The sequence below is a fragment of the Arcanobacterium ihumii genome, assembly GCF_900604515.1.
In the GTDB taxonomy this organism is placed as follows: Bacteria; Actinomycetota; Actinomycetes; order Actinomycetales; family Actinomycetaceae; genus Arcanobacterium_A; species Arcanobacterium_A ihumii.
In genome coordinates, this window is sequence record NZ_UWOS01000001.1 from 309,904 (window position 1) to 327,653 (window position 17,750).

16 protein-coding genes are annotated in these 17,750 nt (G+C 48.8%); 10 read left to right on the forward strand and 6 right to left on the reverse strand.

Going from position 1 to position 17,750, the window contains the following annotated elements; genetic code table 11:
• The first annotated feature begins 57 nt into the window (after positions 1 to 57).
• The 8 genes from EIH22_RS01345 to EIH22_RS01380 all read left to right on the forward strand — a co-directional run bounded on the left by EIH22_RS01345 (position 58) and on the right by EIH22_RS01380 (position 8,658).
• A complete protein-coding gene (locus EIH22_RS01345; RefSeq protein WP_124054027.1) occupies positions 58 to 753 on the forward strand; it encodes an exonuclease domain-containing protein in 696 nt (231 codons plus the stop codon).
• A 78-nt stretch (positions 754 to 831) separates the two neighbouring features.
• On the forward strand, positions 832 to 1,797 hold the full coding sequence (locus EIH22_RS01350) for an extracellular solute-binding protein (protein WP_268808215.1): 966 nt from the start codon (positions 832 to 834) through the stop codon (positions 1,795 to 1,797).
• Positions 1,784 to 3,415 carry an ABC transporter permease family protein gene (locus EIH22_RS01355; protein WP_124054029.1) on the forward strand — a complete coding sequence of 544 codons (1,632 nt, stop codon included), beginning with the start codon at positions 1,784 to 1,786 and terminating at the stop codon, positions 3,413 to 3,415. The genes EIH22_RS01350 and EIH22_RS01355 overlap by 14 nt, the downstream gene beginning before the upstream one ends.
• Entirely contained in the window at positions 3,402 to 4,508 is a 1,107-nt protein-coding gene (locus tag EIH22_RS01360) for an ABC transporter ATP-binding protein (protein WP_124054030.1), read from the forward strand. The genes EIH22_RS01355 and EIH22_RS01360 overlap by 14 nt, the downstream gene beginning before the upstream one ends.
• Positions 4,498 to 5,310 carry a sensor histidine kinase gene (locus tag EIH22_RS01365; RefSeq protein WP_124054031.1) on the forward strand — a complete coding sequence of 271 codons (813 nt, stop codon included), beginning with the start codon at positions 4,498 to 4,500 and terminating at the stop codon, positions 5,308 to 5,310. Before EIH22_RS01360 ends, EIH22_RS01365 begins: the two co-directional genes overlap by 11 nt.
• A gap of 41 nt (positions 5,311 to 5,351) precedes the next feature.
• Complete coding sequence (locus tag EIH22_RS01370; RefSeq protein ID WP_124054032.1) at positions 5,352 to 6,053, forward strand: response regulator transcription factor; 702 nt, start codon at positions 5,352 to 5,354, stop codon at positions 6,051 to 6,053.
• A 214-nt stretch (positions 6,054 to 6,267) separates the two neighbouring features.
• Positions 6,268 to 7,650, forward strand: coding sequence for an MFS transporter (locus EIH22_RS01375; RefSeq protein ID WP_124054033.1), 1,383 nt, complete (start codon positions 6,268 to 6,270; stop codon positions 7,648 to 7,650).
• Positions 7,651 to 7,824: 174 nt separating this feature from the next.
• Positions 7,825 to 8,658, forward strand: coding sequence for a formate/nitrite transporter family protein (locus EIH22_RS01380; RefSeq protein WP_124054034.1), 834 nt, complete (start codon positions 7,825 to 7,827; stop codon positions 8,656 to 8,658).
• A 283-nt stretch (positions 8,659 to 8,941) separates the two neighbouring features.
• On the opposite strand, the gene rbsK is transcribed toward EIH22_RS01380, so the two are convergent.
• The 6 genes from rbsK to guaB form a co-directional block, all read right to left on the reverse strand.
• Positions 8,942 to 9,862 carry a ribokinase gene (gene rbsK / locus EIH22_RS01385; RefSeq protein ID WP_124054035.1) on the reverse strand — a complete coding sequence of 307 codons (921 nt, stop codon included), beginning with the start codon at positions 9,860 to 9,862 and terminating at the stop codon, positions 8,942 to 8,944.
• Position 9,863: 1 nt separating this feature from the next.
• Positions 9,864 to 10,883: an aldose 1-epimerase family protein gene (locus EIH22_RS01390; RefSeq protein ID WP_124054036.1), complete on the reverse strand. Its 1,020-nt coding sequence runs from the start codon at positions 10,881 to 10,883 to the stop codon at positions 9,864 to 9,866.
• A gap of 14 nt (positions 10,884 to 10,897) precedes the next feature.
• Complete coding sequence (fucP, locus tag EIH22_RS01395; RefSeq protein ID WP_124054037.1) at positions 10,898 to 12,259, reverse strand: L-fucose:H+ symporter permease; 1,362 nt, start codon at positions 12,257 to 12,259, stop codon at positions 10,898 to 10,900.
• 1 nt (position 12,260) lies between these two features.
• A complete protein-coding gene (gene deoC / locus EIH22_RS01400; RefSeq protein ID WP_124054038.1) occupies positions 12,261 to 12,902 on the reverse strand; it encodes a deoxyribose-phosphate aldolase in 642 nt (213 codons plus the stop codon).
• Positions 12,903 to 13,113: 211 nt separating this feature from the next.
• Complete coding sequence (locus EIH22_RS01405) at positions 13,114 to 14,097, reverse strand: sugar-binding transcriptional regulator (RefSeq protein WP_124054039.1); 984 nt, start codon at positions 14,095 to 14,097, stop codon at positions 13,114 to 13,116.
• A 90-nt stretch (positions 14,098 to 14,187) separates the two neighbouring features.
• Positions 14,188 to 15,696, reverse strand: coding sequence for an IMP dehydrogenase (gene guaB, locus EIH22_RS01410; protein WP_124054040.1), 1,509 nt, complete (start codon positions 15,694 to 15,696; stop codon positions 14,188 to 14,190).
• Positions 15,697 to 16,114: 418 nt separating this feature from the next.
• On the opposite strand from guaB, the gene EIH22_RS01415 reads away from it, so the two are divergent.
• Positions 16,115 to 16,411 (forward strand): WhiB family transcriptional regulator, encoded by a 297-nt coding sequence (locus EIH22_RS01415; RefSeq protein ID WP_124054041.1) that lies wholly within the window; start codon positions 16,115 to 16,117, stop codon positions 16,409 to 16,411.
• Between the two features lie 298 nt (positions 16,412 to 16,709).
• Positions 16,710 to 17,714 (forward strand): SGNH/GDSL hydrolase family protein, encoded by a 1,005-nt coding sequence (locus EIH22_RS01420; RefSeq protein ID WP_124054042.1) that lies wholly within the window; start codon positions 16,710 to 16,712, stop codon positions 17,712 to 17,714.
• The last annotated feature ends 36 nt before the right edge of the window (positions 17,715 to 17,750 follow it).

A 17,750-nucleotide genomic window follows, 5' to 3' on the forward strand; every position in this document is an offset into this window, starting at 1 on the left:
TGAAAATTGACAGGAATAAAGCCGTATACTTTTAAGCACCAAAAAGAAAGAGGAATCATGTGGTCTCATAACCCAATCATCGGTTTTGATACGGAAACAACGGGTGTCGATCCAACGGAGGCTCGGCTCGTTACCGCTTCTGTCGTCGTCGTTGATGCCGACCAGATCACAAAGCATTACTGGCTGGCTGATCCAGAAGTTGAGATCCCTCTTTCTGCCCAAAACGTCCACGGTATTTCAACCGAGAAAGCACGCCGGGAGGGTCGTCCAATCCGGGAGGTCCTCAGTGAGTTAGCCGAGCTCCTACACTTCCATATGCAGCAGAAGCACGCAATCGTCGCATTTAATGCTTCGTATGATTTGACGCTTATCGAAAGCGAGTTGAGCCGGCATAACCTCCCTACGTTAGAAGAACGGCTCGGGCATCCAATTTCCCCGGTGGTGGATCCTTTTATCCTTGATAAGACCCTTGATCGGTGGCGCCGTGGAAAACGCACGCTAGAACTGGTTGCTCAGCACTACGGCGTTTGGGATGATGATTCCTTCCATAATGCGGAAGCGGACGTGCTTGTGACACTTCGGGTTTTGGGAGCAATCCTTCGCAAATTCCCAGACGCGGCTTCTTCAAGTCTGGAAGAACTCATGGCCCGCCAGCTCGAAACCTATACAGAGACCGCGAATTACTTCGCTAAGAGAGCCGCCGAGCGTGGGCAGTCATACACTCAGCCGGTTGGATGGCCGGTTGCCAGGTAGGTCATTAAATCCGGTCGATAAATCGGTAACGAGGTCTGGTCAAAATTGGAAATCAAATCACGATGGTCGCGGTCGATGATGCCACGCTTTGCAATTACATTAGTAGTTTTGATTTTCTTTGCTCTCTTGGTATTTTTTATCCGACCAACTTCCTCCCAGCTTAACGTCATATGTTCAAATAACTTGGAATCGTGTGAGGCGCTGGCGCGCTCCTTTGAGAAAAATTCACATAAACGAGTTTCTGTCGTGCGCCTTCCAACTTCAGAAGCACTTGCCCGCCTTAAAGGCATGAAATATCGCAATGACTTTGATGTTTGGGTAGGTGGGCCGACCGAAGCCTATGTTTTGGCAGACGACGCCGGAATTCTAGAAACTACTTTCGTTCAAGGTAGAGATCAAACCTGGATTGGGATTTACGGGGGTGTTCTCGCTTTTTGTGTATCTGATTCAATTAGGAACCAGCCTCACAGCTGGGAAGAACTCGTTCAAACCAATGGAATCTCGCTTGCTTCTCCGAATCCCGCAACATCAGGTACGGCGGGAACGATGCTGTGGGTTCAGTACCTTCGGAAACACAATAAAGAAGATATGAATCATTTCTTGAAGCAACTCGATTCCCGAGTTTCTACCTACACGGACTCAGGAATTGCGCCGGCGAAGCTCGTTGCTAGAAAGAAGGTAGATGTAGGCATTACATTTGCTCCCTACTGCGAACGCGAACGCGCTCGTGGCGCTGACGTCACTACGATTTATCCAAAAGATGGAACAGGATTCGAGATTGGTGGCATTGCGAAACTTAAGAATGCGCCTAACCCCGATGTCGCTGAAAAGTTTGTGCAGTATGCAGCTTCTGATGAAGGCCAAGAAATCAGTGCGGAATCAGCTATGCAAAATCCGATTTCACCAAGTTTAGATAACAATCTTAATCAAGCGTTGAGCACGGTTGGAGCACCTATTTTCACAGACCGAATCACCACCAACGCACACTTACGAAGCATGTTAATTTCAAACTGGATAAACGTGGTGAGAAATGGTCAATATTAAACGTCCTCTCCCGTTGCCACATTTGGTTATTGCACAGGTCAACCGACCGCAACAGCTAATATTCTGGTTGCTTGGTAGCATAATAGGAATCATTGTTACCCTTTACATCGCGATACCAAACTACTTTGCCCACGCCTTCGTTTTTAACTTTGCTTATTCCATCGCAATTACATCTTTAAGCAGTATCGTTGCCAGCCTCGTTGCACTGCCTATTGCGCTTACGATGATGGCGCTCTCTACTCGCAAACTTCTGCTTTATCTAGGATTCCTTTGTATTCCGCTAACAATTTCACCATTAGCCGTTGCGACTGTTCTTTCCACCGGGCACTTCCAGTTCTCTCCTTATGGTGAAACAATCATTATCGCCACTCAATTCATTTCGGTCTTTCCTTTTTCGGTACTGCTTGAACTCTTCGTTCTTGACCGGCTAGGTTCACATTTAGTTATCCAAAGCCTGCAACTGTCTCTTGGATCACCACGTTGGATGTGGAAAGCACATAAATCCACATTAGCTCAAGCAATCATCCTTTCCTTTGTACTCGGCACCGGAATCCTCCTTGCAGATCCATCCCTTCACCTTGTGTTCGGAGGAACCACTCCGTTCCTTTCAAACCATATCTTCCACGTACTAAGTTCCGGCGAAGTCCAAACACTCGCCCTTCCGCATACCGCTGCACTGGTGTTGTTGTCTATCATCGCAGCATTGATACTAAGCGCGACTCTGCAAAGTTCAACTGCTTCCTCAGTAGCGATTTCAGACGACGAAAGAAATATTTTCTGGAAATTCCCTCTCACCCGACTCGTAGTACGGCTAGGTAAAGTGATTAGCGGTATATACTTTGGACTCACGATCCTAATTCTTATCCGTATCGTTTTTGACGGCTTCCTCCCAGGGCGACTCTTAGGATCAACAGCAGCGGACATAACAAAGCTACCTTTTGGTTTCAGCCACGCTCTATGGTCTACGGCCATTTCTGTGATTCCAGTTGTGCTGATTTCTTGGGCATTGAGTCTTTATTCAGCCAGCATTACACTTCATCGGCCCAAACTAGCTGCTATTTGCAATTCATTGATGGTTTTCCAGCTCCTCATTTCCCTAACAGCAGGAGGAATCTTAATCGCATTCCTGCACCAAGATTGGATAGCGATTGGTGGGCTATACCTCGTTCCACCACTAGTTGGAAACGCGGGCTATGGAAACGGATACTTTGCGATCGCACTCTCTTATCTGAGCATCGCGTTCCCAGTAGCACACCTCGTGAGTTATTCAGTATTTGAAACCTATCGACCTGCCGTCCTTACTGCTCGCGATCTTGGCGCAGGTAGAATCCGAATATTCTTCACGATTATTTTGCCGAACGTTTTCTCTGTTTGGATCCCAACTTTCGCGCTGCTACTAGGCTTGTTGTTAGCCCGCAACACCCCATCAATCTTCGTTGATTCGGCAACCTTCCCTCAGATCGGTCCCACAATCGTTTCCGCTGCTGAAGAAGGAAATGACTCCGTGGTCTACGCGCTCACTGCCGCCTCGTCACTCCTTTCGATCACATTCTTCGTAATCGGTCTTGGTGGCCTACTATTATTCCTAAACCGCCGGAGGAGCCATGAGCCGATTTAAGACGCAACCTTTTCCCTCTCCCACCGAATCCCATCACGGACTCGTCGTCAAGAACATAAGTATTCATCGTGGCTCAAAACCCGAACCGGTAGTACGAAACGTTTCACTATCGATCGAGCCGGGAAAGGTTCTTTCCCTGGTTGGACCTTCAGGATCGGGAAAAACTACACTGATGCAAGCATTAGCGGGACTTCTCAATGTATCCAAGGGGTCAATCCGCATCGGGGGCAAAGACGTCACCCATCATTCGATCGATCGGAGGCCAACCGGCTACGTATCACAAGATCCAACGCTTTTCGAAAATATGAACGTGTGGCAAAACGTCGCCTACGGTCTAGACGATCCGGTGATGGCTGACCACAAGTACCACGACATGATTGACATTGCTTTGGCGGAAATGAACATTTCGGGTATCGCTGAAGAAAAACCTTCACGACTCTCGGGAGGTCAGCGCCAACGAGTCGCGCTAGCACGCACCCTCATCAGGCGCCCTCACCTTCTCCTTCTCGACGAACCTCTCGCTCATGTAGATGACTCTGTCCGTAAAGTAATCCGAAAAGATATTCTTTTGCACATCCGTCGTCTCAATATTTCTGCCGTCTACGTAACTCATGACGTTGACGAAGCTTGCGCTATGGGTGATGCCTTGGCAATCATTCGCGATGGCGAAATCGTTCAGTGCGCCCGTCCACAGGAGGTTTATGAGCAGCCAAAGTCTCGCTTCGTTGCACATTTTATGGGGATCCCCAATATCGTTGACATCAAAGTCGATCGGACTTCTACACCGTATCGTGTTTCCCTAGGGAAGAAATTTTGTGCCTTCCCTGGAAATTTTGACGGTGAAAAATCAGTTCTGTGTATTCCTTCTGAACGCATCCGGATACTTCCCAGCAATGAGGGAGAAACTGGAACATCAGTTATCAGGGGCCACATCATTGATCGTTTCTATTCACGCAGTTTTTACGCATACGAAGTCGAAACCGAGCTCGGCACGATCGTTGTTCGCGAAGTTTCCCATGGTTTAGCAAAAGATATTGGTCAAGGAGTACATCTCGAAATCGACTATGGGTGGGTGGTTCCCTATGGAAGCTAACATATTCAGCTTTGTTTCCTTGCTTTCCGTTGTTCTAGTGCTATCAGTGCTAGCAGTAGTTATTATTGCGCAGTGGCAATCGAATCGTGAGCTCCACCGAAAACTCACCAAAATTGAAATTCGTAATGACTACCTAGAACGCCGCCCTGCGATGATTTCACATGAAATTCGAACTCCGCTTTCCCTTGTGCAAGGTTCAGCTGAGCTCCTAGCTGAGGAAACTCCCGGACCATTAAACGAACTACAACGTTCTTTTGTGGACACCATTTTTGAAAACTCCCGCCAAGCGATCGATATCGCCGAAAACTTCCTTATTGACCTCAATATGGAGATTCGTCCATTACAACTCCAAGAAATCAACATTCGAGCTATCATCGCAGATACTGCCCGTGAGATACGCAAAATTTTCCCAATCCCGATTAATATCGATGCCGCAGGAGGTTTACTTCCTATCTATGCGGATAAACAACTCATTCGGCAATTGGTGTGGAACCTGATTAATAACGCTGCACGTCATGCCGAGAGTGAAGACGGAATCACGGTACGAATCGAGAACGGCGAAGGAACCGGTGCCCATATCTCGATTACAGATAACGGTGGTGGGATGACCGACCAAGAACTAGAAAACCTCTTCACCCCTTTCTATTCAGGAAGTACTCGCCGCCCCGGAAGCGGGATAGGAATGATGGTCTCAAAGAAGATCGTTGACGTTCACCATGGAAAAATCCTAGTAGACTCAGCAGTAGGGATTGGAACCGTGATTCACATAATCCTTCCGCATGTGCCACCAAAAGATTCCTAAAAGCAGTTAAGAACACCTTCATAGCAGACCAAGGAAAGCGTATGAAAAAACCTGTTGCACTCGTCGTCGACGACGAAGCTCAGATGGTTTCTATCATCCGCTTCGCGTTGGAAACCCAAGGGTTTGAATGCTTAGACGCTAAGAATGCCGGTGACGCATGGAGTTTAATTCAGAAAAATTGGATCGATCTCGCTGTTCTTGACGTTATGCTGCCAAACGGTTCAGGGGTCGAACTTACGAAGAAGATTCGGCATCACCATCTAAAGTTCCCCATTATTTTGTTGACGGCACTCGGCGATGAAGAAGATCGCATCCGCGGCCTCGAAGCCGGCGCGGATGACTATGTAACTAAGCCATTTTCACCCCGCGAACTTGCATTGCGCGCGCTTGCAGCCGCGCGACGGTTCGGTGATCACGATGTATTCCCCACTACCGAAATCGGTCCCCTTAGCATTCACAGCGCTGATTCCACTGCCTACTGGAATGGATCAAAATTAGATCTGACCGAGATCCAAGTCAGGTTACTTGGAATACTTGCACAGAAATACGGCGATATCGTCAGCCATCGCGATATTCTCTCGCACGTTTGGAATACAGCGGAGACGACTGGTGGTCGCGAAATGATTAAGACGTCAATCTACCGTTTACGTAGGGATCTTACACAGCAAGGTATCGAGGAAATTGAAATTTCGTCGATTCGTTCCCGTGGATACTTCCTTAAGATCCTCGATACGTCGTCATAACGCCGGCGTTAAATAGACATAGCTCAGCAAGGATACATCCAATCGGCACAACAGGCGATTAATACCTAAACGACAAGCTTCGCACTGCGACACGCCTCGGTAACAAGGCTGTTACCAACTGTGACCGTGAACGAATCCTTGGTTACTCTCTTCCATGCATCCTTAGATATGTAATTGAAACATTGAAGTTTCAAAAATATGTGAAGGAGCAATCATGGCAAAAAGCCTCGGATTCTTATCCGCTCCCGGACCAGCACCGCGACTCCCCGAGTCACAGATCGCATCTGTGTACAAGAAGGCTCGTTTTAATGCCTTCATGGGTATCTTCATTGGATACGCGGGTTTCTACCTGATCCGGAATAACGTCTCTCTTGTTTCAGCTATGTTGAAGGAACACGATATCCTCAACACGGTTGGAATCGGTATCGTCGCAAACGCAGTTCTTTTCTCCTACGGACTTTCCAAGTTCTTCATGGCGATGCTGTCTGATCGAGCAAATGCCCGCTACTTTTTGCCACTGGGTCTTGCACTCTCAGCAATCACGAACCTCGCAATCGCATTTATTCCGGCGATTTCCGCAAGCGTCGGAGTATTTGCAACCGTCATGTTCATCAACGGCTGGTTCCAAGGAATGGGATGGCCTCCGTCAGGCCGCGTCCTTGTCCAGTGGTTCTCAACTTCGGAGCGTGGCTGGAAGACGTCGATCTGGAACTGTGCTCACAACGTGGGTGGCGCCGGCGTCGGTATCGCAGCAGCGTACGCACTTGCACACTGGCAGCGCACTGAAGCTGACTGGACCCCGGCGTTCTGGTTCCCGGCAATCATCGCACTCGTCGTAGCAGCAATTGCATTCCTACTCATTCATGATAATCCTGAATCGCTTGGACTCCCTCCAATCGAAGAATACAACGATGACCCAGCAAAAGTTGTCAGCGATACCTCCGAGCTCGAAGGCTCTTGGTTCAAGGTGGTATGGACCCACGTACTTACCAATCCAGTCATTGTTCTCCTTGCAGTCGCCAACGTATTCGTGTACACGCTACGTTACGGTGTCTTGAACTGGATTCCGATCTACCTCACCACTGAACTTGGCGTAACAAATACCGAAGGCGGAATCCTCGGATTCTCCATCTACGAAATCGCCGGTATCGTAGGCACCCTGCTCTGCGGCTGGATTTCGGACAAGGTATTCAAGGGCTGGCGTTCTGGAGCAGGAATGCTCTTCATTGCCGGTGTTGGAATCGCGCTCGTGATCTACTGGCAGCTCCCAGCAACTGCACCAGCTTGGATCTTCTACCTCTTGATCGCAATGATCGGTGGTTTGATCTATGGTCCAGTAATGCTCATCGGACTCCAGGCAATCGATCTTTCGCCTAAGCACGTTGCAGGAACCTCCGCAGGATTCACTGGACTCTTCGGTTACCTCCTTGGGGCCTCCCTTGCATCTACCGGCGTCGGTATTCTCATTCACAACTTTGGATGGAACGTCACCTACATCTGCCTAATTGTAGTTGTTGCCCTCGCCTTCATCTTGATGATGATCGTCGGCAAGTACGAGCGCAAGCTCATGGATGAGCACACAGCTCGACACAAGTAAAACGAGAGAATCACACTACGCTCTAAAATGTGATTCTTTGCCGTGTGGGCTAGCCACACAGAATGGGGCGGCATTGGGATGGGAATGCCGCCCCATTCATTATGTGAACTAAATGACCACATTTTTCGAGTAAGGTCCCACGTTATTCGGCTAAATGTTAGGGAGAATGGCTGGGTGATATCACTTAACAACACTCTTTCCATTCAGATGAAGTCGGGTCGCCACAAAGCACACGAGGTGGAAAGCCCGGGAACTTTCATTATCTCAACAATGCTCGCGGGTGCTCTTATTGGAGTTGCAGACATCGCTATGTTCACCACTGCGGGTCCGTTCTACGTAACCCATGCGCCCGCTGCCATGCTTATCGCGGGCCTTTCGTTCGGTGTCGGCCTCATCTTGGTTGTGACCTCCGGATCGAACCTCGCTACTTCAGCGATGATGGCACTCCCCCAAGCTGCGACTGGACGCCTTATATCCTGGAAACGCGCTGCGATCGTCTTGCTTCTAGTTTTTCTCGGAAATCTAATCGGTGCGATTTTTCTGTCACTTATCATGAGTGGCACGCACGTATTTCACGGCGATACCGCCGCTCAAGGAATGCTTGAAATGTTGATTGTGGCGAAAGCAGAGAAATCTTCACTTGCTCTTTTTACCCGTGGAATCATGTGTAACGTGCTTGTTTGCTTCGCTATCTGGAGTCAATCTCGCACCAAGAACGACGCCGGTAAGATGATCATCATCTTCCTTTGCGTAGCTGCGTTTATTTCATCGGGATTTGAACACGTTGTGGCCAATATGACTACCTTCTCCCTCGGTCTTTTCCACGGCATTGATCAAGCGACTCTCCTCGAAGCCGCACGCAATTTCCTTTTCGTGGGGCTTGGAAATCTCGTTGGTGGAGGCGTTATCGTGGGAGGTTCGATGCTTGCTCTTTCGGGTTCGATTGAGACAGCTGCGCATAACGCTCATCATATTTCGGACGACGGCGTTATATCCCACGTGAAGTAGAAACATATTTTTTCATAGCGGTTTTGAATAGTGTGTAGTAGCTGTTACAACCACTATTTACGCTCCGGCAATTTTTCTAAGAGGGCAACGTCCTTAATACGAACCGTCGCCCAAAGCGTCGTTACGTTACTTATACGTTGAGCCCTCTTAAAGCACGGCGCATTCGTAAGACAATAAAACAAAAGTGCACCCCTGGTAGTTCCGTTTATTTTTTCGATCTACCAGGGGCGCACCATTTTTGGGCAATCAACCCGATCCATCCGCGTCCGTAAGGAATCAGCTATCAGGCCTCAACTTCTGGAAACGCCTTGAGAAACTCATCGCGAGTTGCATATGAGGTCTGTGTTCCGAGCTTGGTTACTGAATCCGCTGCGTAAAGGTTTGCCATACGCAGCGAAGCTTCAACGTCACCGGTTTGGACTAGGTGGTGGCTGAAGCAACCGATAAACGCATCTCCTGCACCGGTCGTGTCTTTAGCGTTGACTTGAGTACCAGCAAGAAGAATTTCCTTCTCGTTACTAACCCATAGAACGCCCCTCCAGCCAAGGGTAACGATTACGTTCTTAACGCCCGCTTCGAGTAATGCTCCCGCGGCGTTGCGAACATCATCAACCGTATCAACTGGCATTCCGGTAAGAAGAGAAAGCTCAGACTCGTTTGGAACGAAGTACTCACAGTCCTTAACTTCAGCTAGAACGAGGTCTGGCTGAGCAGGTGCTGGGTTTAGCAGAACTGGAATGTTGTGTTCTTTTCCGAAACGGATTGCAGCATATACGGTTTCAAGCGGTACTTCTAACTGCAGAACAATGAGTTTGCACTTGGAAATATCTTCTTTGGCATCTTCGATATCCTGTGGAGAAAGCTGCGCATTTGCACCCTTCACGATGATGATCGAGTTATGTGATTCAGGATCAACGAAGATCGGTGCAACACCAGAAGTAGCCTCGGTACGAATGACGTACTTAGTGTCAATTCCGTTTGCTTCGAAATTCTGAATCGTATTATCTGCGAAAACATCATTTCCGACGCGGGTAAGCATAAGGACATCCGACCCAAGGCGGGCAGCTGCTACTGCTTGGTTGGCGCCTTTTCCACCACAGCCGAGCTTAAAATCGGGTGCTTCAATCGTTTCGCCCTCTTTAGGCATACGGTGAATATATGAAATCAAATCCACCATGTTCGAACCGATTACTGCAATATCCACCCTAGTTCTCCTTTATTCCGGTGGTCACTGAGAATGACTTTGTTTCGCCAGCCCCAAGTTGAATCAATGTTCCAGCCTCCTTCGCTGCCAAGAATCCCTCTGGACGGGATGTCCCTGGAAGAACAAAGGCTGCCACTTGCTGATCCGCATTGAAAAGTATCCAACGCGTTGCCACTGGGAACGATTCCGTCTTGAATTTAGTCACAAACGTCGTTCCATCTGGAGCAGAAAGCTCGAATTCGGCAGTTTCTCCATATTGTGGCAGGTTGTCTGCAAAGTAGACGATCTCAGGGTCGAACTCTTTGGCTTCTGCCAAGGAGTTCGCATCGATCTTTCCAGACAAAATCTGTTCGTTAATCTCAGTCCACCGTGGGGTCGGGTTGACATGCGCAGGTACCGAGCGACGGAGTTGGAATGCGTCGTCTGGAAGTGACTGACGGGTAATACCATTCTCGACGAACGCGTAGTTCATGTGGCACATGTACTGCAACGGCATTGGTGCGTAAGCAGAAAGGTTAGTTACGCCAAGATCAATATCGAACAGAGCAGAATCTGCCGTCATCAAAACCGATGGTTGCGCACGGTAGTGTGCACCAAAGCCTTGAACGTACTCGTAAGACGAAACTATACGAACCTTTTTTCCTTCAACTTCAAGCCAAGCGGAATCCATCGTCGCCGTCGGGAATTCTCCGTGTAGCGGGTGGGAGTCAGCTGGGCTTGGGCACCCTGCGGAAAGCAAACCCGAATGGAATGCGAAGCAACCGTATGTGTCAACAATTTCGCGGCACGGCTGAGGAGCATCGAACATGTTCTTCATGCGGAGGGATTTGCCATCAAAGTTGGCGTCCCAGATGATTTGCCCCATGAAGGGTAGAACTTCTACGTATCCACGGGAGTTCTCGATCCGAATTGATTCGATTCCCTTAGGATAGGTGAAACCTACTACCTTGAAATCATTATTCTGGGCGAAGGTTTTCTCTGCTTCGGTAAATGTATTGCGATGTAATGGAATTCTTAACATCTATCTATTTCCTCTCAAGCGACCTTGCCTGCACGGTAGCGACGCAGGAAGTATACAAGCACGGCCAAGAAGCAAACGAGCGATACTGAGAACGCGGTCTGCATGGAACCGGTTGAGTCAGAAACGAAACCTTGGATAACTGGGATTACTGCACCACCAATGATCGACATAACGATCACGGCGCCACCGGTTTCGGTGTGACGCTTGTCTTCAATTGAGTCAAGGGTACGAGCGTAGATGGTTGCCCAACAAGGGCCAAAGAGACCGGAGGTCAAGATCGCGGCATAAACAGCGGTCATATTTGGTACGAAGATAACGTAAGCAAGTGCAAGAACACCAGCAACCGAGTAGCCAATGAGCACGAGGTCAGCATTGAACCTCGTCATCAAGATGTTCGCGAAAACCTTGCCAAGGAAGAAGGCAACGAATGCTGCAACCATATAGTTGGATGCTGCGCGTTCATTCAAGCTGTCGTCAAGGTTGAGAGCCAAACGAATCGTGAATGACCAAACCGCCGTCTGCATTCCGACGTATAGGAACTGAGCGAGGATCCCCTCACGGAACTTAGCATTCTTGACCAGGTAAGAAAGGGTCTCACCGATTGTCGCCTTGGTTTCGTGATGATCACGCATTGGCTTGCAGTGTGGGAACTGGGTAATTGCGATAATGATGAACAGAATAGCCAAAACGATGATAATGAAGCGGTAAGGCTGCAAGGTGCGCTGAAGCATGTCGTTCGCAAGCTGAGTGCGCTCTGCACCAGAAAGCTCGCCGAGTTGCTTGTGGAGCGCGTCGCCTTCGGTGAAGATAAGGTACTTACCAAGTAAGATACCGAAGATTGAGCCAAGCGGGTAGAAGGTCTGTGATATGTTCAAACGAAGAGTTGCAAGACGGCGAGGACCAATCATCGAGGAGTAAGTATTTGCCGAGGTCTCAAGGAAGGAAAGACCGGTTGCAATGGCGAAGAGCGCTGCGAGGAACACGGTGTAGGTTGCCATATGTGAAGCCGGGAAAAACAGCGTACAACCAATAATGTAGAAGCTCAGACCAACCAAGATGCCCGATTTGTAGCTCCACTTACGGATAACTCGCGATGCTGGGATAGCAAGAAGGAAGTAGCCACCATAGAAAGCGGATTGAACGAATGCAGATGCGAAGTCTGAAAGTTCGAAGATCGCCTTGAACTGGGTGATGAGGATGTCATTCAAGCTCGCGGCTGCACCCCACATCGGGAAGCAGATTGAGAGCAGAATGTACTGGAGAATCGGCGTCTTGTTGAGGTAACCGTCCGAGAGTTGAAGGGACGGATCTTTAACGAGACCAAAAGTTTCGTTCTTCACACCCTTTTCGTGGGTGGAGTTATCAATTGTTGTCATTTTACTCTCCGATGAGTGATTTGCCGGCCGATGCTCCAATGCGATTGGCTCCAGCATTTACCATTTCATTAAAATCAGCGGCGGTGCGGATTCCGCCTGATGCCTTGACTCCGAAGTCGGGACCAACTGTTTTCCGCATGAGTGAAACAGCATGAGCTGTCGCACCGCCGGTCGAGAAACCGGTCGATGTTTTCACAAACCTTGCGCCCGACGCAACGGATGCTTCGCAAGCACGCACGATTTCATCGTCGGTAAGGAGACAGGTTTCTAGGATCACTTTGACAAGGGCGCTTCCAGAAACGTCTACGACGGCAGCAATGTCCGATTCAACGAGGTCCCAGTTTCCGTCTTTAACCGCACCGATATTGATCACCATATCAACTTCAACCGCACCGGCTTCGACCGCTTGCTTTGCTTCGTATGCTTTCGCACCTGATGTCATCGCACCGAGTGGAAAGCCGACGACGGTACAAATGTTTACGTCAGATCCAGCGAGCAATTCGACGCAGGTTTCGATCCACGTAGGATTGATGCATACCGCTCCCATCCCCCACTCGATTGCTTCAGAGCACAATTGTGCTACTTGTGCATGAGAAGCATCAGGTTTTAGCAGGGTATGATCGATCATCTTTGATTTATTCACCGTGGAAACTCCTTTGTTCTGGGCAGTTATCCACAACTTAACAAGGGATCAAGCATTTATAAAGAGGTCCGATTTCTAAGCGAAATTTAACGAAAACGGCTTTAAATCAAGGAAAACTTGATATTTTTAACGTGTTCTAGACAACAAACTCGCCCATAAGTTCCCAAGCGGCACAAATGTTCCACACTTAAATAGCAACATTGATACTAGGTCAGACAGAACGCAAATAGGACTGCATAGACTCACTCTGAACGATTGCTCTTGCCGTATCTACATCTGTGACCAGTCGATTCACATACCCATTTTCTAACGCTGCACGGATCACTTTAATCTTCGATGCTCCCCCAGCAACCAGGATCTTTTGCTCTTTATGCCGTAAATCCGGCAAAGAGATACCAAGCGTTCGGTTATTGAAATCAGGAAGGCAAACCCGGCCACACTCGTCTACGAACCGAGAACAAATATCCCCTACCGAACGCGCAAAGAGATCTTCTCGATCATGCTGTGTAAGCGGACTGCGTTCAATGAGATGGCGATTAGTTTTAATGTCCCCCACCGTGTAAAGGACGATCCTTGCTTGAACTGCAAGATCAAGGACGTGGCGAAATTCCGGTACCTTCATCAAACGGTTTTGTACAGCAACTGAACCTAAGAATGTTGGCGCTGTGAGTGCTACACAACGAGCATCAAATGCCTGCGCTAGGCGTTGAAGAGTCGTAGGCTGCCCGTCAGCAACTCGCGGTTCAGAAAGCCCATTCGAAACCTGAACCACAGTGACATCTCTGCGAGGCATGCGTTCAAGATGATCCGCCAGCGCCGCTACCGTTCGTGATGGAACGACGCCAATCATATCGCCGTCGCGTACCAGTGACTTGAGGAGGGTTGCACCCGCTTGTCCCAAGGCCTGGCGAAGAGAATCATCGTCTGGACGCGCTGGGCTAACCAAAATCAAATCAAGCAAGTGATAGCGCTGAACAAGGGTGTCAACGAGCATTTCATCGCGCTCACGCGGGTCTAACACTTGCACCCGAATGAAGCCACGCTTTTCTGCGTGTGCCAAAAGTTTAGACACAGTTGGCCTCGCAACGTGCAATTTATCTGCAACTTCAGCCTGCGTCATCCCAGAATAATACAACTTCGCCGCGTCGATCGATTGAATATCGCGCGGTTGTAGAGAAATTGATTTTTCTGGCATATCGCTAACCTAAATTAACGTGGGTGGGCAAGCCATACTTGCCCACCCACGAATGACTTCTTGAGGCTAGTTTAGGATGCTCGTCAAGAATTAGCGATTTGAGTGCGAGTAATTCGGTGCCTCAACGGTCATTTGCACATCGTGAGGATGTGATTCGCGCAAGCCCGCAGAGGTAATTCGCACGAATCGCCCCTTTTCGCCAAGCTCTGGAATCGTCCGAGCTCCTGTGTAGAACATCGTTTGATGCAAGCCTCCGACCAGCTGGTATGCCACGGCGCTCAGCGGTCCACGGTAAGGCACTTGACCTTCGATACCTTCTGGGATGATCTTATCGTCCGTTGAAACATCTGCTTGGAAGTAGCGATCCTTGGAATAAGAAACACGTCCACGCGAACTCATCGCGCCGAGTGAGCCCATTCCGCGGTAATTCTTGAATTGCTTTCCGTTAACAAACACCAATTCACCCGGCGATTCTTCACATCCCGCCAAAAGCGAACCAAGCATTACCGTTGATGCACCAGCAACCAACGCTTTGCCGATATCGCCCGAGTATTGTAAGCCACCATCGGCGATAATTGGCACTCCAGCTGGTCCACATGCCAAGGAAGCCAAGTGAATCGCAGTTACCTGAGGAACACCAATACCTGCCACGACGCGCGTAGTACAGATTGAACCAGGTCCAACACCGACTTTCACGGCATCTACACCGGCATCGATAAGCGCCTGAGCGCCTTCTTGGGTAGCTACGTTTCCACCGATTACTTGGATCTTTTCAAACTTTGGATCGCCCTTGATTCGAGAAATCATCTCCAACGCGAGCTTTGCTTCACCATTAGCAGTATCGACAACGAGCACATCCACGCCAGCAGCAGCCAGTGCCTCTGCGCGTTCCCAAGCGTCTCCCCAATAACCAATGGCAGCACCAACCCGGAGACGACCTTCTTCGTCCTTCGTAGCATTCGGGTATTGTTCGGTCTTCACAAAGTCTTTAACAGTGATAAGACCCGCAAGTTTTCCAGCATCATCCACGAGTGGGAGCTTCTCGATCTTGTTCTTCGCCAGAAGCTTTGCTGCTTCTTCGCTTGTGATGCCAACTTTGCCGGTAACTAGAGGCATCGGCGTCATCACTTCTTTAACGCTCAACTCAGACCACTTCGAAGTCGGGATGAAACGCAAGTCGCGGTTTGTAATGATACCAAGCAATACGTCGTCTTCATCCACAACTGGGAGGCCCGAAACTCGGTAGCGTCCGCAGAGTTCATCAAGTTGTGTAATTGTTGCTTCGGGGTGGATAGTTACCGGATCAGTTACCATCCCCGACTCGGAACGCTTGACGATCCGCACCTGATTAGCTTGATCTTCGATCGAGAGGTTTCGGTGCAAAATACCGATTCCGCCCTGGCGCGCCATAGCGATCGCCATCCGCGATTCGGTTACAGTATCCATCGCAGCCGACAGCAACGGAATCTTGAGCTCGATTTTCTTTGTGAGCTTAGTGGTTGTATCTACTTCGGAAGGAACAACATCAGTTGCACCTGGAAGTAGAAGGACATCATCATACGTTAAGCCTACAAGGGCAAATGGGTCTTTCTCAGTCACGCTTCCAGTCTATTCCGAACCCCACAAGATTTTCACATTTCATCGAACCGGCGTTCCACAACCTGGACGATTTACATCGAAAAAACATTTCACAACTTGGACCTCTAAGTTAAGAAAAACACACCAATATGTGAGCATTTGAGACTTACCATCCCTAAATCACATTCATCGCAAAAGGGAAAATTTGGGCGCATTACGATCAATTGCCAGCTAATTTATTGTTTTTACCACCAATATTTGCTGATAGCACTAATTCTAAAGAGGATTCTTGCCAAAAACAGGACTTTAGAACTAATCTAAAAGCATCTAGTTCAAATTTGAACAAGCAACGCCATCGTGCACGTTCCGGTTCATTGGCTACCATTAACCGAAGTGCACTTTGTCGAAATTGCGCACTAGCGCAGGAAGGACGTGACCCTTGGTTGCTCACATCAAAGATGTGCAAGGAGCACTTGTGGACTTTTGGGATTGGCAAGTCCTAGGGAGCTGCAACAACCTTGATCCGGAGTTTTTCTTCCACCCCGAAGGAGAGCGTGGCGGCCCTCGACGTCGACGTATCGAACGCGCAAAGAGAATCTGTCAAAATTGCCCAGTAATTGAGCAATGCCGCGAATACGCTCTTTCTCATCACGAACCGTATGGCGTATGGGGCGGACTGTCTGAAGAGGAACGTGGTCGAATCTTGCAGCAACGTCGTCGTAGCAAGACCGCGTAATTTACGTGATTCCCTCCAAACCAAAGCATAAAAGTTTCGGTCTCATATACACGTCAAAATCTTGTTAATAGTCTAGTTGAGTTTTCTTTTCAGAAAACACGACTAGGCTTTTAGTTTTGTTTATCTTTTTCCCGTACAGTTTTCTTCGAGACTGCTCATTAATCCACATTATGACAAACCGTCATACCTATCGGAGAAAGGCACCGACGTGAAAAAGCAATCCCGAATTTTATCAATGGCTACCGCTATAGTTCTAAGCTTGGGTTTTACTACATCTGCCAGTGCAGACGATCTTCAAATGAAAACAGATGAAGATAAAATCAACGTCGTTCAACTTGGCGATTCCTATTCATCTGGTAATGGCGCAAATAGTTACTATGAAACGATCTGTCACCGATCTTTCGAAAACTACGGAAACCAAGCCGCTGCATCAATCGGCGCAAACTACCGCAACGTAGCGTGTGGGAATGCCGTCGGAGCTAATCTCCTAGACCAGCCTCAGTACCTTGGCAAAATGTCCTTCGTTACTCGTGGCTATTATCTACCAACAAGCACCTATCCCGATCAAGCTGCAGAATGGATGAACCGAGTCAAAGCAGAAAACCGTTGTGGCGCTGTACCGATTGACAATGCATTTTGGGAGTACCGCATGGTTGCTCCTGCACCAGCTGGAGATTTATTCACCGCTACACTCGAATGCCACCTCTATAACGATGCTCAGCTCAATGCAGTAACTCCTCAAACCGACGCCGTTTTCCTAACCATCGGCGGTAACGACGCAAACTTCGTGGGTATTGTTTTACACTGCTTCGTGCTGCGAAATGCGGGAAGTTGCAATACTCGGATGGAAGAAGGCAAAAAAGTTGCTTCCACTGTTGCTCCAGATCTCCTTAAACGTATTTTCACGGAAATTGAACGTCGTTCCGAAGGTAATGCGCGAGTTTACCTCCTCAACTACCCAGATCTCCTCAATACTGATTCCTACGTTCTCCCAGAAGGTCCAGCGGGTTGGTACAACGTCGGCAACCAGCTTCGCGCGCTACAGACGGACTACGATACCGCCCAGTCAACTGCGGTTACGAAGATGAATACACTTACGAAGTCCAACCGTTACAACTTTGTAGATGTAAAACCTGCTTTTGCTGGTCACGGCCTTGACCCATACATCTTTGCGTCCCAGGCACACTCATGGATCGTGCCTCCACTCAGCAACTTTTCGATGTCCAGTTACATGCACCCAACTCAAACGGGATGGAATGCTGAAGCCGCTGTTCTAAGCGAACGGATCAAAGCGGATTTCTAGAGTTTTCTCTAAGAAGTCCCCGCTCTATCCCAACAA

Excerpts from the sequence above, each read along its gene's own strand:
- fucP (WP_124054037.1), bottom strand. The coding sequence starts at position 12,259 with ATGACAACAATTGATAACTCCACCCACGAAAAGGGTGTGAAGAACGAA.
- EIH22_RS01390 (WP_124054036.1), bottom strand. The coding sequence starts at position 10,883 with ATGTTAAGAATTCCATTACATCGCAATACATTTACCGAAGCAGAGAAA.
- EIH22_RS01370 (WP_124054032.1), top strand. The coding sequence starts at position 5,352 with ATGAAAAAACCTGTTGCACTCGTCGTCGACGACGAAGCTCAGATGGTT.
- EIH22_RS01375 (WP_124054033.1), top strand. The coding sequence starts at position 6,268 with ATGGCAAAAAGCCTCGGATTCTTATCCGCTCCCGGACCAGCACCGCGA.
- EIH22_RS01405 (WP_124054039.1), bottom strand. The coding sequence starts at position 14,097 with ATGCCAGAAAAATCAATTTCTCTACAACCGCGCGATATTCAATCGATC.
- EIH22_RS01345 (WP_124054027.1), top strand. The coding sequence starts at position 58 with ATGTGGTCTCATAACCCAATCATCGGTTTTGATACGGAAACAACGGGT.
- EIH22_RS01350 (WP_268808215.1), top strand. The coding sequence starts at position 832 with ATGCCACGCTTTGCAATTACATTAGTAGTTTTGATTTTCTTTGCTCTC.
- EIH22_RS01420 (WP_124054042.1), top strand. The coding sequence starts at position 16,710 with ATGAAAACAGATGAAGATAAAATCAACGTCGTTCAACTTGGCGATTCC.
- EIH22_RS01360 (WP_124054030.1), top strand. The coding sequence starts at position 3,402 with ATGAGCCGATTTAAGACGCAACCTTTTCCCTCTCCCACCGAATCCCAT.
- EIH22_RS01355 (WP_124054029.1), top strand. The coding sequence starts at position 1,784 with ATGGTCAATATTAAACGTCCTCTCCCGTTGCCACATTTGGTTATTGCA.
- EIH22_RS01365 (WP_124054031.1), top strand. The coding sequence starts at position 4,498 with ATGGAAGCTAACATATTCAGCTTTGTTTCCTTGCTTTCCGTTGTTCTA.